Annotated in this window: 16 protein-coding genes; 2 read left to right on the top strand and 14 right to left on the bottom strand. The window is 67.5% G+C overall.

Going from position 1 to position 15,028, the window contains the following annotated elements:
* Positions 1-168 precede the first annotated feature (168 nt).
* From ACW177_RS04015 to ACW177_RS04000, 4 genes are all read right to left on the bottom strand, one after another.
* Complete coding sequence (locus ACW177_RS04015; protein ID WP_492027357.1) at positions 169-969, bottom strand: DUF1295 domain-containing protein; 801 nt, start codon at positions 967-969, stop codon at positions 169-171.
* Positions 970-1,006: 37 nt separating this feature from the next.
* On the bottom strand, positions 1,007-1,594 hold the full coding sequence (locus ACW177_RS04010) for a nucleotidyltransferase family protein (RefSeq protein ID WP_492027356.1): 588 nt from the start codon (positions 1,592-1,594) through the stop codon (positions 1,007-1,009).
* A gap of 447 nt (positions 1,595-2,041) precedes the next feature.
* Positions 2,042-2,842, bottom strand: coding sequence for a bifunctional hydroxymethylpyrimidine kinase/phosphomethylpyrimidine kinase (thiD, locus tag ACW177_RS04005; RefSeq protein ID WP_492027355.1), 801 nt, complete (start codon positions 2,840-2,842; stop codon positions 2,042-2,044).
* The gene (locus ACW177_RS04000; protein ID WP_492028069.1) at positions 2,839-3,183 is read right to left on the bottom strand and encodes a DMT family transporter; all 345 of its coding nucleotides are present in this window, start codon (positions 3,181-3,183) and stop codon (positions 2,839-2,841) included. The genes thiD and ACW177_RS04000 overlap by 4 nt, the downstream gene beginning before the upstream one ends.
* A gap of 123 nt (positions 3,184-3,306) precedes the next feature.
* Here ACW177_RS04000 and ACW177_RS03995 point away from each other — a divergent pair, with 123 nt between their 5' ends.
* Together ACW177_RS03995 and ACW177_RS03990 are read left to right on the top strand one after the other, a co-directional pair.
* Entirely contained in the window at positions 3,307-3,630 is a 324-nt protein-coding gene (locus ACW177_RS03995; RefSeq protein WP_492027354.1) for an ArsR/SmtB family transcription factor, read from the top strand.
* On the top strand, positions 3,627-4,181 hold the full coding sequence (locus tag ACW177_RS03990) for an SRPBCC family protein (protein ID WP_492027353.1): 555 nt from the start codon (positions 3,627-3,629) through the stop codon (positions 4,179-4,181). The genes ACW177_RS03995 and ACW177_RS03990 overlap by 4 nt, the downstream gene beginning before the upstream one ends.
* A gap of 32 nt (positions 4,182-4,213) precedes the next feature.
* Here the strand turns inward: ACW177_RS03990 and folP are convergent, their stop codons facing one another.
* From folP to tolB, 10 genes are all read right to left on the bottom strand, one after another.
* Positions 4,214-5,023, bottom strand: coding sequence for a dihydropteroate synthase (folP, locus tag ACW177_RS03985; protein ID WP_492027352.1), 810 nt, complete (start codon positions 5,021-5,023; stop codon positions 4,214-4,216).
* Positions 5,020-5,322, bottom strand: coding sequence for a winged helix-turn-helix domain-containing protein (locus ACW177_RS03980; protein ID WP_271164614.1), 303 nt, complete (start codon positions 5,320-5,322; stop codon positions 5,020-5,022). Before ACW177_RS03980 ends, folP begins: the two co-directional genes overlap by 4 nt.
* 3 nt (positions 5,323-5,325) lie before the next feature.
* On the bottom strand, positions 5,326-5,979 hold the full coding sequence (locus ACW177_RS03975; protein ID WP_492027351.1) for a hypothetical protein: 654 nt from the start codon (positions 5,977-5,979) through the stop codon (positions 5,326-5,328).
* Positions 5,980-6,039: 60 nt separating this feature from the next.
* Positions 6,040-7,254 carry an acyltransferase family protein gene (locus ACW177_RS03970; protein WP_492027350.1) on the bottom strand — a complete coding sequence of 405 codons (1,215 nt, stop codon included), beginning with the start codon at positions 7,252-7,254 and terminating at the stop codon, positions 6,040-6,042.
* A gap of 178 nt (positions 7,255-7,432) precedes the next feature.
* Entirely contained in the window at positions 7,433-9,403 is a 1,971-nt protein-coding gene (gene ftsH, locus ACW177_RS03965) for an ATP-dependent zinc metalloprotease FtsH (RefSeq protein WP_492027349.1), read from the bottom strand.
* 86 nt (positions 9,404-9,489) lie between these two features.
* Positions 9,490-10,761 carry a tRNA lysidine(34) synthetase TilS gene (gene tilS / locus ACW177_RS03960; protein WP_492027348.1) on the bottom strand — a complete coding sequence of 424 codons (1,272 nt, stop codon included), beginning with the start codon at positions 10,759-10,761 and terminating at the stop codon, positions 9,490-9,492.
* Positions 10,752-11,579, bottom strand: coding sequence for a tol-pal system protein (locus ACW177_RS03955; RefSeq protein ID WP_492027347.1), 828 nt, complete (start codon positions 11,577-11,579; stop codon positions 10,752-10,754). Before ACW177_RS03955 ends, tilS begins: the two co-directional genes overlap by 10 nt.
* Before the next feature lie 64 nt (positions 11,580-11,643).
* Entirely contained in the window at positions 11,644-12,780 is a 1,137-nt protein-coding gene (locus ACW177_RS03950; RefSeq protein WP_492027346.1) for a DUF3667 domain-containing protein, read from the bottom strand.
* A gap of 108 nt (positions 12,781-12,888) precedes the next feature.
* Positions 12,889-13,440, bottom strand: coding sequence for a peptidoglycan-associated lipoprotein Pal (gene pal / locus ACW177_RS03945; RefSeq protein ID WP_492027345.1), 552 nt, complete (start codon positions 13,438-13,440; stop codon positions 12,889-12,891).
* 117 nt (positions 13,441-13,557) lie between these two features.
* Positions 13,558-14,943: a Tol-Pal system beta propeller repeat protein TolB gene (gene tolB / locus ACW177_RS03940; protein ID WP_492027344.1), complete on the bottom strand. Its 1,386-nt coding sequence runs from the start codon at positions 14,941-14,943 to the stop codon at positions 13,558-13,560.
* Positions 14,944-15,028 lie beyond the last annotated feature (85 nt).

Genomic DNA, 15,028 nt, shown 5'->3' with positions numbered 1-15,028 from the left:
TCTGGCGTGATCCGCCTACCCCGTCATCCTCGGGCTTGTCCCGAGGACCCACGGCGGCTTCGGATTCGATAGGGAAGGTTTCAAACCACCGTATGCAACGGGCTAAGACTCGGGGGCCGAACCGTGGGCCCTCGGGACAAGCCCGGGGGTGACGGAATAAAGCGAACCTCACGCCTTCTTCGGCCACCACGGCACAAACGCACTCGTCCGCTTCACATAGTCCGCATACCCCGGCCGCGACTTGTTGATCGCCTTCTCCGTAATCCCGATCCCCGACCAGCGCGTCAGGGTGAAGGTCAGGAAGATCGGCCCCGCGATCGACCACAGGCCGACGCCCGTCTCCGCCGCGATCAGCCACAGCCCCCACCAGACGCAGGCGTCGCCGAAATAGTTCGGATGCCGGGTATAGCGCCACAGGCCGCTGTCCAGCACCTTGCCCTTGTTGGCCGGATCGCGCTTGAACGCCGCCAGCTGAGCGTCACCGACGCTTTCGAACACGATCCCGACCACAGCCAGCACCGCCCCGACCCCGGCGATCACGCCCACGGGCTGAGCCTCCACCTGCCCCAGCTGCACCGGCAGCGACGTCAGCCAGGCCAGCACCGCCTGGGGCAGAAACACGAACAACAGCGCCGTCTTGCCGAACGACCAGCCCTTGTTCCGTTCCTGGTCCTCGACGATCTGCACATACCGCCCATCCGCCCCGCTGGCCCGCCAGCGCCGGAACAGTTGCAGGCCCAGCCGCAACGCCCAGACCGCGCACAGCCCGACCAGCAGCGCCTTGCGCGCCGGATCGCCGTCCGCGCGCGGCAGGGTCGCCACCGCCAGCAGCAACATCCCCAGCGGCCAGACCGCATCGATGAAACTGACATCCTTCAGCTTCAGGGCGACCAGCCACAGCCCCAGCATCACGGCGACGATGAGGGCCAGGTTCAGTCCCAGCAGGATGAGGATGTCGGTCAGGGTCATGGGCCTGATACGGCGGCGGGGCGGATGTGGATCGCGGCTAAGCCGGCTCGACCACCGTCAACTCCGGCCAACGCCCCCGCGCATTTTCGATGGTCTTGGCCCACCCCCTGGCCAGCGGCCGGTTCGGGTTCGGCCGCACGACCATGGCGAACACATCGTCCAGCCCGAACGGCGCCGCCACGGTGATCGCGTCGTCCGCTTCCAGCCGCACCCCGACGGCGAAGGTCGGCGCCACGAACCGGCCCAGGGCTTCGTCGGTCGCGTGCAACGGCTCATAGGGCTCGCCGAACCGGTTCTGGAACCACAGGTGGACCCGCGCCTGATTGCGCACCTCGACCTGGCTGCGGAAGGGCTCGTCGAAGGCGGCGGCGACCTGTTTGATCACGACGTCCTCGGCCTCGTACGACAGGTCCGCGCCGTCGAAATAGGCCAGGTCATAGTCCTTGATCCCGTATCCGGACGGCCGCCCCGTCCTGGCGTTCCAAACCGCCTGATAGACGGCGCCCGACACCAGCCGCCAGTCGGGCAGACCCAGCCCCCGCACCGTCCGCAGGACGTGCATCAGGCCAGGATCGGCGCGGACGATTTCGATTAGCGATTGGGCAAGTGGATCTGTTTCAGTCATCGGCGTGCAATATCAAACTTCGTCATCCTAGGCCTTGTGCCTAGGATCCATAATCCCGGTGTCTCCGCAGAGCGCGCCTCTTTGGGCGCGGAGCGTATGGATCCTAGGCACAAGGCCTAGGATGACGGCAGACTGCGTGCCGGCCTTGCCCCGCATCGGCCAGCCGGCGGCCCGTGACGCGCACAATTTCCGAGACAAGCTCTCACCAATTCAAAGGCTTGCAGATTCTATTCGACGAAATACCCGGCGCCCCTTCAGCCCCGCTTATAATGCCGGCTCGGTCTTTGACATCGCGAGCCTCTCGGCGACACATCCGCCCCCAATTGCACTCTATTGCAGAGTGCAATTGGATCTGGAAAACTTCCCCTTTAAAAACAGCAGGATCCTGCCGAAATTAGACTCATTGCACTGATTTTATTCGAGTCCAATTCGGCGGCCTCGCCGCCCCTACCCCCGTACAGGCCATCCGTGATCCAACGGCCCATGCCCGCCGCCCAGCACCGGCGCGCGCCGGATGGCCTCGCCGACATAGGCCCAGGCTTCCGCCACCGCGACCTCCAGCGGCCGGCCCAGGGCAAGGCCCGCCGCGCAGGCGCTGGCCAGAGTACAGCCGGTGCCGTGGGTATGCCGAGTGTCGATCCGCTCGGCCTCCAGCACCGTCTCCCCGTCGGCCGTCATCAACAGGTCGATCACCGTCGGCCCGTCCACATGGCCGCCCTTCATCAGCACGGCCCGGGCGCCCAGTTTCAGCAGGGCCTCGCCCGCCCGTCGCTGGCCGTCGATGTCGCGCACCGCCAGCCCGGTCAGGGCCTCGGCCTCGGGCGCATTGGGGGTCAGCAGGGCCGCGCGCGGGATCATCAGGGTACGAACCGCCTCCACCGCCGCATCGGGCAGCAGCGGATGCCCGCCCTTGGCCACCATGACCGGATCGACCACGGCCGGGGCCTTGGCCTCGTCCAGCAGGGCCGCCACCGTCTCGACCACCTCGACCGAGCCCAGCATGCCGGTCTTGACCGCATCGGTCCCGATATCCTCCAGCACCGCCCGCGCCTGGGCCGCGATCAGGTCCAGCGGCAGGGGATAGACCCCGTGGACCCCCAGGGTGTTCTGCACCGTGATCGCCGTGATCGCCGTGGCGGCGAACCCGCCCATCATCGTCACCGCCTTGATGTCGGCCTGAACGCCCGCGCCGCCGCCGCTGTCCGACCCCGCCAGGATCAGGACCCGTCCTTGATAAAGCCCGCTCATGCCTGCGCCCCCGAGAACAGCTTCAGCCCGACGATTCCCGCCACGATCAGCAGGATGCACACCGCCCGCACCGCCGTCGCCGGCTCGCCATAGAGGACGATCCCGACCAGGGCCGCGCCCACCGCCCCGATCCCGGTCCAGATCGCATAGGCCGTCCCGATCGGCAGCTTCTGCGTCGCCACCCACAGCAGGACCATGCTGGCCGCCAGCGCGACCAGAACGCCCAGCGACGTCAGCGGCCTTTGCAGGCTGACGTTCTTCAGGCCGGACGCCCACAGGACTTCCAGCAGACCGGCGACGACCAGCGTCACCCACGGATTGATCGACATGACCCAGGACATGGGGACCAGATGGCCCAGTCGACGCATCGGGGCAAGCGTGGGCGAGGCAGGCGTGTCACTCCGTCGCCAAGACGCCTCACCCTATATATTGCCATACTGCAATATAGCTGATAGACGATGGATATGAACACCGCCCTCCAAGCCCCCCTCATGGCCCTGTCGGAGCCACACCGGATGGCCATCGTCGCCATGCTGGCGGACGGCGAACGTCCTGCGGGAGACTTCGTCGACGCCCTGCCCATCGGCCAGCCGACCGTGTCGAAACACCTGTCCGTCCTGCGCGAGGCCGGCCTGGTCTCTGTGCGCAAGGACGCCAACCGCCGCCTCTACAGCCTGAACCCCGCCCCGCTGGCCCAGCTCGACGCCTGGCTGGCCCCCTATCGCCGCTTCTGGGCGTCGCGCCTCGACGCCTTGGAAGCCCACCTGGACAGAGAGTTTCCACAATGACCAGCACCGACCTCCTCAACACCATCGACCAAGGCGAACTGACCGAGATCAACGACGGATGGGAGCTGCGTTTCGAGCGCCGACTGCGCCATTCGCCCGAGCGGGTCTGGAAGGCCCTGACGACGCCCGAAGGGCTGAGATGCTGGCTGGCCGAAGCCGACATCGAAACCGTGCCCGGCGGCCGGATGAACCTGAACTTCCGCCAGCCCGACCACGAGTTCATGCCCGACCGGCCCGAGGTCCGCACCCAGGCCAACGAGGTTCTGCTGGTCCAGCCCTTCACCCGGTTCGAACACACCTTCGGAAGCAATCCGGACTCGGTCGTCTCCTGGCGGCTGACACCCGACGGCGACGGCACGCGCCTGACCCTGGTTCACCGCATCCCAGCCACCTGGAAGGACTCGCGCCGCAACGTCCTCAGCGGCTGGCACCACCATATGGAGGGCCTCGACGACGCGGCTCAGGGCGTCGCCCACCCCTGGGATTGGGACCGCTGGTTCGCCCTGCGCGACGCCTACGCGGCCCGGATCGAGACGATGGAGGACGCATGAGCGCCGACGGACAACTTTAGCTTCGCATGGGTTCAGGATCTGGTAGCCGCCGCCACCGCCGCCTGAAGCTTCAGCGCCTGGACCGTCTCGCGCACGTCGTGGACCCGCACCATCCGCGCGCCCCGGCGCGCGCCCTCCAGCGCCAGGGCCAGCGAGCCGCCCAGCCGGTCGGTGGCCTCCACCGCCGTCGCATCGACCGCCTGGATCGTCCGCTTGCGGCTGGCGGCGTACAGCACGGGGAAGCCCAGCCCGACCAACTCGCCCAGCCGCGCCGTCAGCGCCATATTGTGGTCAAGCGTCTTGCCGAACCCTATGCCCGGATCCAGCCAGATCCGCTCGCGCGCCACGCCCGCCGCCATCGCCGCCTCGGCCCGCTCGCGCAGATAGGCGACCACATCGCCCACCACCTCGCCATAGCGGGGATCGGCCTGCATGGTCCGGGGCTCGCCCCACATGTGCATCAGCACCACCTCGCACCCCAGTTTGGCCGCCACCGCCAGGCTGTCCGGCGCATGGGTCAGGGCCGTCACGTCGTTCCACATCGTCGCCCCGGCCGCGACGGCGGCGCGGGCCACGGCCGGCTTCATCGTGTCGACGCTGATCGCCCCGTCCCAGCGCGCGCGAACGGCGGCGATCACCGGCGCGACCCGGTCGATCTCCTCGGCCTCGCCCACCGGCTCCGCCCCCGGTCGGGTGCTCTCGCCGCCGATGTCCAGCACCTGCGCCCCCTGTTCGACCAGCCGCATCGCCTGGTCCACGGCCCCCGCCGTCGACGCCCACCGGCCCCCGTCGGAGAAGCTGTCGGGGGTGACATTGACGATGCCCATGACCTGAACCGTCATCCCGGCCTCCCGATCAGCCCGCCCAGGGCTTCCAGATAGACGCCGAAAGCCTTGCGCCCCTCAGGCGTGATCGACACCCGCGTCAGGGGCTTGTTGTTCACAAAGCTCTTGGCCACGGCGACATAGCCGGCCTCCTCCAGCTTCTTGATATGGACCGACAGATTGCCCTGCGTCGCCTCCAGCACCGTCTTCAGCTCGGTGAAGTCGGCCGCTTCGGCATCGGCCAGATAGACCATGATCCCCAGCCGCATACGGCCGTGGATGACCTCGTCGATCCGCCCCAGGTCGTTCAGCCCCATGGATCAGCCGGCGTCCGCATTGAGATCGCGCTTCCTCAACGACTCACGGGTGATGATCCAGCCCGGCCCCGCGAACAGCAGGAACAGCGCAGCCGTCGCCACATACAGGTAGATCAGCGGCTGGCGCACCAGCAGGCCCAACGCCACCGCCGTCGCCCATCCGCCCAGCGACGCCGCCAGCATCCAGCCCTTCTTCTTCAGGGTCCAGGCCACATACCAGGCCGCCGACTGAAGGGCGAAGATCATGGCCGGGTAATAGAGCCAGACGGCGAAGTCCTGGTCCCGCGCCGCGCCGAAGCCGAAAACGATGATGATGGCCAGATTGGCCATGCCCGCCCCGCTGAAGGCCGCGTTCAGGGTCCGGGTCACGATGGGGCTGGCCTTGACCCGCTTGCGGTCCTCGCGGATGGCCCAGACCATCACCACCAGGAAGGCGACGGTGATCCCGGCGACGAAGGCCAGGCTGACCGGCCCCGGCCAGCGGACAACGCCCACCGACTGGCCGATGTGGACCAGGCACTGAAGCCCGTACAACAGGCCGCCAGCCAGATACATGACCCCCATGGTCAGGGTCGCGCGCGGATCGCCCCCGCCCTGGACGATCGAACGGAGAAAGGCCAGGTCGGCCTCGGGCGTGCTGCGGGACGTGTCGATCATCGATGATTCCTCTGCGGCGGGCGCGCCCCTCGGATGGACGCGGCGGCCGGGGTTGGCAAGCTATTCGGCGGGAGACAGGGCGGAGGCGGGGCTGCGTCGCCATGGAACCCGGCGGCCGTTCAGCCAGCGGCCCATGAAGCTATGGCGGATCAGAAGTTCATAGCTGGCCAGCGAGACGGCCAGCACCCCGCCGACGACCAGCGCGAGCTTGACCGGCCAGGGCCAGGCCAGATGCTGAACCCAGACCTGTGCGGCCATCACCAGCGGCAGATGGACGATGTAGATCCAGTATGAAGCGTCGGCGACATAGCGCCTTACAGGACTGTGTCCCGAGAAGAAGGTCAGGGCCAAACCGACGACGGCGAAGACCGAGGCGTACACCCCCACGCCGAAGGCGGCGGCCGCAAGGGCCTTGGTCTGCGGGTCGGTCAACGGCGTCAGCTGCGGCGTCGGCCCGCCCGCTGCGGTCATCGCCGCTGCGCCCGCGCCGATCGCTAGGACCAAATAGGCGGGGGCCCACCCTCTGATCCGCTCCAGCAGGTCGCGGCGACGGTCCAGCAGCGCGCCGAAGCCGAAGGCCAGACCGAAACCGACCAGGGCGGGCGTGTTAGGGATCAGACCGGCGTCCGGCGTCGGCACGCCGAAGAAGGCGATCCAGTTCGGATGAAGCCACAGGGCCAGAGCCAGCGGCGCCCCCAGTACGAACGGCCCCCACGGCCAAACCAGACCCGCTGTGACTCGGTCCGCCGTCGGCCCCCAGCCCCCCGACCGGTCCAGGACCGTGGACAGCAGGCGCAGCCCCGCCAACCCGGCGTAGAAGATCAGCAGCACCCACAGGAACCACAGGTGCGTCAACGGGAAGCTGGCTATGGTGAAGGCCGGCGGCGGCGGCGCATCCGCGGCCGTCAGGTTCATACGTACACCGATCCAGATCGCCACAGCGATGATGCCGGCCATGGTCAGCGGCCAGAAAACCACCAGCGGTCCCGCGATCCGGATCAGTCGGTTGACGACGAAGCCCCACAGGCCGCGCCGCTGAACCAGCGCATGGGCGAACAGGCCGGCGATCAGGAAGAAGGTCGCCATGCGGAACAGGTGGATGACGAAGAACAGCCCGCTGGCCCAGACCGAGCGCTGATCGTCGGCGACGATCCAGATCTGGGTCGGAAAGAAGGACATGGCGCCGTGAAGCACCACGCCCAGCAGCAGGGCGCCGCCCCGCAGCGCGTCGAGCCCGTGAAGACGCTCGGACCTATCGTTTTCAGACGCCGACATGAGACCCTCCCCTTCGTGGATAAGGGAGCATCCCATAGACTGGTCTATAATGCAAACTTGTTCGCCGTAATCGCGGCCTGAGAGGAGCGCGTCGCCCGGCGACCGAGCGACCCCAAAAGAAAAACCCGCCGGGAGATCGCTCTCCCGGCGGGTTTTTGCTTTCAGACCTCGCCCCGTCTCAGTGAACCGTCGGCACGCTCGTCGCAGCCGGGGCGGCGACCGGCACCTCGATGTCCGTCCCGTCCGACACCGGCGTCACCGGCGTCACCGGCACCGAGACGGAAGGCCCGGCGTTGGGGAAGTTGTTTTCGTCGCGGTTGGGGGCGACGCCCTTCTCCAGCAGGTCCTTGATCTCTTCGCCGGACAGGGTCTCGTATTCCAGCAGGGCCTGGGACAGCTTCTCGTGGTGATCGGCCTTGTCGGTCAGGATCTTCCGGGCCTCGTCCCAGCCCGAGGCGACCAGACGACGGACTTCCTCGTCGATGGTGCGGGCGGTCTCTTCCGAGACGTTCTGGCTGCGCGCGACCGAGTGGCCCAGGAAGACCTCTTCCTGGTTGTCGCCGTAAGCCACCGTGCCCAGCTTCTCGGAGAAGCCCCAGCGCGTGACCATGGCGCGGGCCAGCTTGGTCGCCTGTTCGATGTCCGACGACGCGCCCGAGGTGATGTTCTCCTTGCCGAAGATCAGCTCCTCAGCCACCCGACCGCCGGCCATGATGGCGATCCGGTCGATCATCTGCTGGTACTTCATCGAATAGCGGTCGCCTTCCGGCAGCTGCATCACCATGCCCAGGGCCCGACCGCGCGGGACGATGGTCGCCTTGTGCACCGGGTCGGCCATCTTGACGTTCATGGCGACGATGGCGTGACCGGCCTCGTGATAGGCGGTCAGGCGCTTCTCTTCCTCGTTCATCGCCATCGAACGACGCTCCGAGCCCATCAGCACCTTGTCCTTGGCGTCTTCGAAGTCGCGGTGCGTGACCATGCGACGGTCCTTGCGGGCCGCCGTCAGGGCCGCCTCATTGACCAGATTGGCCAGGTCGGCGCCCGAGAAGCCGGGCGTGCCGCGCGCGATGGTCTTGACGTTGACGTCGGCGGCCAGGGGCACGTCCTTCATGTGGACGCGCAGGATACGCTCGCGACCCGAGACGTCGGGGTTCGGCACCACCACCTGGCGGTCGAACCGGCCGGGACGCAGCAGGGCCGGGTCCAGCACGTCGGGACGGTTGGTGGCGGCGATCAGGATGATGTTCTCGGAAGCTTCGAACCCGTCCATCTCGACCAGCAGCTGGTTCAGCGTCTGTTCGCGCTCATCGTTGCCGCCGCCCAGGCCGGCGCCGCGATGACGACCGACGGCGTCGATCTCATCGATGAAGATGATGCAGGGGGCGTTCTTCTTGGCCTGTTCGAACATATCGCGCACGCGGCTGGCGCCGACGCCGACGAACATCTCGACGAAGTCCGAACCCGAGATCGAGAAGAAGGGGACGCCGGCTTCACCCGCGACGGCGCGGGCCAGCAGGGTCTTGCCGGTGCCGGGAGGGCCGACCAGCAGGGCGCCCTTGGGGATCTTGCCGCCCAGGCGCTGGAACTTGCCCGGATCCTTCAGGAAGTCGACGACCTCCTGCAGTTCGTCCTTGGCCTCGTCCACGCCGGCGACGTCGTCGAAGGTCTTGCGCCCCTTGTGCTCGGTCAGCAGTTTGGCCTTGGACTTGCCGAAGCCCATGGCCCCGCGCGCCCCGCCCTGCATCTGGCGCATGAAGAAGATCCACACCCCGACCAGAAGCGCGATGGGCAGAATCCCCATCAGCAGGCTCATCCAGATCGACTGGCGCGTGGTCTTGGCGTCCACGTTGACGCCGGCGGCCAGCATGGAATTGACCAGCTGCTCATTCGGATAAGGGGTGGTGGCGGTGAAGCGTCCTTCGTTCTTGTAGACGCCGGTCACCTGGTCGCCGCGCACGGTGGCTTCCTTGATGTCTCCAGCCTCGACCCGCTGCACCAGCTGGGAATAGGTGATGGTCTCGGGCCGGGCGGCGCCGGGGCCCTGGGCCGCCATGCCGGTCATGGCTCCGCCTTGCGATACGGCGGCATAGGCCGCAAGCAGGGCCAGGATGATGACGCCCGTGATCGCCAGATTACGCAGGTTCATTGAGGTCCTCGGTCGTCCGCCGGCTCCAACTGGACCGACGGTCTGGATTGTCTGTCACGGAAAATAGGCGCTTCCGCCGCATTACGCTATGGCGTCGCATTCAGATCGTCTTCATGCGTCGTTTCGTCCAGCGCCAGCCTGACCCGTTCAGAGACCAGTTCGCGCCGTTCGATCTGCGGGTTTGCAAGAACCGGTCCCGCTTCTGCGTCCCGGATCAGGACCGGAAATGCGCCCCGCGTCCCGACCGGCAGCGCGCCGATCACCGTCCGGTCCACCGCCAACAGATCAGACAGACGCCCCCGCGCCGGAACGACGGACCAGCCCGGCGTCCGCGCCACGAAGACGAACCGCCCGTCCCATACCGCTTCAGTGCCGGACGCCAGAACCAGAGGCGCCGGCGGACGGCGCACAATTTCCCCGGCCTCTCGCATCAGCACCGCCGCCGCGCCACTCGCCTCGATCCGCGTTCCGCAAAGGGTCGCCGCAAAATCTTCGCCCATCCGCAGTCGTTGCATCAGCCTCGCCAGCCGATCTCCGCGCGGCGGCGTCTCCCCTCCCCCGATGCAAACGAGGGCCGCCGCCAGCGCCCTGGCTCCGACATCGCGCGCCACATGGGCGATCCCGTCAGCGGTCACCGAGACTCCGGTGCTGACACCGCTGCCTTGCGCGCCCGCCGCGTCGCCGACACGCCTCTCCGGCGTCGTTCCCGCCAGCGCCTGTCGCGCGCGGCTGCGGCCAAAGCGCGGATCGGCGTTGGCCGGGTCTTCGATCCACTCCGCACCCTGCTCATCCAGCCAGGCCCGCAAGGTCTCGCGGCGCTCATCCAGCAGGGGCCGCAGCAGCATCAGCCCCCGTCCCTGCGGCCAGACCGGCGACGGCGACCATTCCCGCACCCGTCCCAGGGTCGAACCCTCGGCCCGCATCAGCTCGGCCTCGGCGACGTCATCGGCCGTATGGGCGAACAGGATGACCCGCGCGCCGGCCGCGCGCGCCGCCTCCGCGATCAGCCGGTGCCGCGCCGCGCGCGCCGCCGCCGTGAGACCCGTCGTCGGCTTTTCACCATCCCAGGCCAGCGCTCGCCAATCGGCGCCTACAGCGCGCGCCGCAGCGCCGGCGAACCGGGTCCAGTCCGCGCTTGAGGGGTTCAGTCCATGATCGACAGTCAGGGCCAACAGGGGCCGCCCGCGTTCGCCCGCCCAGGCGGCCGCCAGCCTCAACAAGGCCATGGAATCGCCGCCGCCGGACAGGGCGAGAGCGACCGGGCGGTCGTCATCCCGTCTCAGCCGTCGATCCAGCCCAGCAAAGACCCGGGCCGTCAGACCCGCGTCGTTTGCAGCGCCGTCAGGCGTCAGCTGCACCCGTTGGCGGTCTTCATCTGGGCCGCACGGGCCTTCTGCGGGTCGGAGGCGGCAGGGGCGTAACGACGCGTGAATTCGCCCAGGGCCGCGCAGCCCTGTGTCTTGCGATCAGTGGCGAACAGGGCGTCGGCCAGTTTCAGCGTGGTGTCGGCGGCCCAGCCGATGCGCGGCCAGTCCTTCAGCGCGGCGGCGTAGAAGGGCACGGCGCCTGCCTTGTCGTTCGAGGACACGCGGACGTCGCCCAGGCGCGAATTGGCCTCGCGCGCCTGGGGCGTGTCGGGCCAGGTGACGACCAGGGTCTCCAGCGCCCGCGCGCCGCGCGGCCGGTCGCTGCCCATCAGGCGCACAGCGGCGGCCAGATCCTGAACCGCGTCGCCGGTCGGCGAATTGGCTTCGATGGGGGCGTTCAGCTCGGCCGCCGTCTCCAGCTTCTCGATCCGGGCTTCGGCGTCCAGAAGTCGGGTACGCAGAGCGGCGCTGTCGCGCTGGGCCTCGTCCAGTTGGAAGGTCAGCCGCTCGTTGTCGCCGTTGATCCGGCGCACCGTGGCCTCAAGATCCTCCAGCCGCTGGTTCATCAGCCCGAACTGCCCCTGAAGCGTGACCACCTCGGGATCGGGCTCCACCAGCACCGGCTCGCCCGCAGCATTACGCTGGGTCAGCGCCCGCTCCAGCCGCCGGACATTGCGGTCCAGCTGCTCGAGGCGACGTTTGTCCCATTCGATCGGCTGCATGATATTGGGCGCCGCCTGTTGGGCGACAGCGCCCCCGGCGATCAGGACCAGACCGACGGCGGTGGCGGCGAAGGCGCGGGAGCGCATGAACGAGAGCTTGAGCATCATGGGTCGCTAGGTTCCACCGATTTGGGGCCGCCGCAAGGCGCAGTCAGTGCCCGAGGCCCAGATAGAGGATCGACATGATGAACAGAACCACCACGATGTTGCAGAAGAACAGCAGCAAGATCGTCCGCCACAGCGTCGAAAAGATCGACAGGCTGTAAGCCCCCTTCAGTTGGGCGAAGACATGGACGGGCATGGCCAGCAATCCGAGCCCGCTGACCCATGCGCCCAGGGTGCTGTTGATCGTGCCGGCCAACACCATGGCCATCAGCAGCAGGGCCATAAAGGTCAACGAGTACAGGACGAACACCCCGTGATCATACAGGGTGAAGCCTCGTCGCCACAGGAACAGAAGCGCCAGGAAAGGGATCGAGAACGGCACAAGCAGGAAGGCGAACTTGTACATCGTCTGTTGCAGCTTATAGACCGCCAGATCCGGATTCTGCAGCTTCTTCAATAAGGTCGCACCGAAGCCGTGATCGTTCTCGTCAGCCTCCTTGCCCATGACCTTCAACTTGGTCGAGCCGCCTGACGCCTTGTCGCCCGACGCGATGTCCTTGATGCTGGCCTGCCAACTGCCCGGCTTCAGTCCGTCGGCACGGCCTTCGCGCTGCTCGGTTTCCAGCCGCGCCAGTTCGGCCTGTTTTTGAGTCACCAGCGCCTGAGCGCCTTCGATGCCGATACGAGCCATGCCGGACGGCTCTGTGGCCGCCTCGGCCCGTACCTCGGCCAGGGCCCGTTCGGCCTCGGCCAACTCCTGCCGCTGCTCCTGAATGTCGTCGGCCAGCACGGCCGGCGCCTCGTGCTGGGGCATGAAGCTCAGCGCGAAGAACATGACGAACAGGGTGAACAGGAAAATCGCCAGCGGCGAGACGTATCGCGTCCGCTTGCCCTCGACCCATTCCCGCGTCAGCCGGCCGGGATTGAAGGCCAATAGCGGCAGGGTCCGCCAGATGCGGGCGTCAAAGTGCATGACGCCGTGAAGCAGTTCTTCGCCCAGGTGGAGCAGGGTGCGGTGGACGTGGGTGGGCTGGCCGCAGTTAGCGCAGAAATTGCCGCTGGTCGGCGCGCCGCAGTCGGAGCAGAGCCCGTGTCCGGCCTCGCCCGCATGGCCGGTCGGCTTTTCAATCGCCCCCGCAACCAATCCCCCGGTGATCGCCCCACCGGCCCCTTCGATATCCAAACGCCAATCCCCCGACTGAACCAGCCGCCACCTTGAGGACATGGGGCGCAAAAGAAAAGAGGCGCCGGCTTTCGCCGACGCCTCCCTTCGTTCAGCCTGTCGTTCGTCTTAGCGCGGGGCGCCCGAGACGATGGCGGTGTGGGCGTTGCGGTTACGCGCCCAGCTGTCCTCGCTGGAGCCCTCGGCGATCGGACGTTCCTTGCCGTAGCTGATGGTGTCGATGCGGCCGGCCGGCACGCCGCGATTGATCAGATAGGTGCGCACTGCCTCGGCGCGGCGGGCGCCCAGAGCCAGGTTGTACTCGCGGGTGCCGCGTTCGTCGGCGTTACCTTCGATACGGACCGTGACCTGCGGATAGCGCGCCAGCCACTGGGCCTGGGCGTCCAGGCGCGGCATGGCTTCGGGACGGACGTCATAGGAGTCCAGGTCGAAATAGATCCGGTCGCCGACGTTGACGACGAAGTCCTGCTCGGAACCCGGCGCGGCGGCGCCCATGTTGCCACCCGAGACCGGGCCGGTCGGCGCGGTCGGATAGGCGGGACCGGTCGGGGCGGTCGGGGTCGTCGGCACGACGCTTTCCACCGGCTTGCGGGCGCAGGCGGCCATGGCGGCAACGGCGCAACCGACCATGGCCAGGGTGATGATGCGGGAAGTCTTCATTGGGTCGTCTCCTGAAACAATCGGGTTGAGGACGGCGGCCTCAAGCATGGCCGTATATTGTGACGGTTATCGTTTTCATATGACAGGGGGAATAACGGCTTGTTGACCGCGCCCCGGTCAGCTCGGGCAGCTGTCCGCCCCCTGGCCCAGGCCGATGTTCGACGGCGGCGCGTCCAGCAGCGGCGACCAGGCAGGGTCTGTGCCCCGGCCGTTGTAGCCCGCCTGGGCCACGACACGTCCTGACAGGTCCACGGTCCACAGCCGCGTGTCGCCGCCCCGCGTCTGGCGGGCGAACATCACATAGCGGCCGTTGGGGGCCCAGTTCGGCCCCTCCTCAAAATAGCTGGACGACAGGATACGCTCGCCCGATCCGTCGGCGTTCATCACCCCGGTCGAGAACCGGCCGCCGCCCTGTTTGGTGAAGGCGATCAGATTGCCGGTCGGGCTCCAGGACGGGGCCGTATAGACGCCGCCGCCGCGCGAAATCGGCCGCTGGCCCGAGCCGTCGGCCCGCATCACATACAGACGCGCCGTGCCGGACCGGTCCGAGTTGAACACGATCTGGCTGCCGTCGGGGCTAAAGGACGGCGAGGTGTCGATGCCCGGATCCGAGGTCAGGCGCGACAGCTGCCGGCTGCGCAGGTCCATCACATAGATGTCGGTATTGCCGCCCCGGATGATGGAGAAGGCGATCTTGTTGCCGTCGTTCGAGAAGCGCGGCGCCAGCACCTGGCCGTCGAACTCGCCCAGGCTTTCGGTGCGACCGGTCGTCAGATTGCGCAGATAGATCCGGCTGTAATCCTTGCCCAGCGCCACATAGGTGATCTCGTCCGGCTTCGAGATCGAGAAACGCGGCGACATGATCACCTCGTCGCCCTGGGTCAGATAGGTGGGGTTGAACCCGTCCTGGTCGGCGATGGTCAGGCGGTTGATCCGGTTCAGCTGCGTGCCTTCTTCTGAGACGAACAGGACGCGGGAATCGAAGAAGCCGGCCTCGCCGGTCATCCGCTGATAGATGACGTCCGAGATCTTGTGCGCGATCCGGCGCCACTGCTCCTGGGTGGCGGTGAACTGATAGCTGACCAGCTGGCACTGACGGTAGGGATCATACAGGCGGAATCCCACGTCCAGCCGGTTATCCGCCCGCGGCGTCACCGCCCCATAAAGCACCGCCTGAGCCCCGATCTGGGTCCACTGCGGGAAGTTGGGCGCATTCGCCAGGGTCAGCCCGGTCTCGATAAAGCCGGCCGGGTCCAGGGGTTCGAAGAAGCCCGAACGCCGCAGATTGCCGCCGACCACGTCGGAGATTTCCCGCCCGTGATCGCCGGTGAAGGGGACGATGGCGATCTGAAGGGGCTTCAGCACGCCTTGATCGATCTCGACCTCGACCGGTTGCCCCGCTTGCGCCGGGGCGGTCTGGGCCTGGGTCTGGGCCTGGGTCTGGGCCGAAGACACGGTCATCGCCAAGGCGGCGGCCGAGGCCAGAAGAAGGTTCAGACGCATAGATTGCTCCCGTAAATCTCGAAGGATCGCCGCCCCTTATCGCCGGGTCGTGTGACATTCGCCAGCTTCAAGGCGAATGGGGCGA

The organism is Brevundimonas sp. AVps23W (assembly GCF_058681395.1).
Note: the sequence above shows the minus strand (reverse complement) of the source record. Positions and strands in the feature narration are given on the sequence as shown.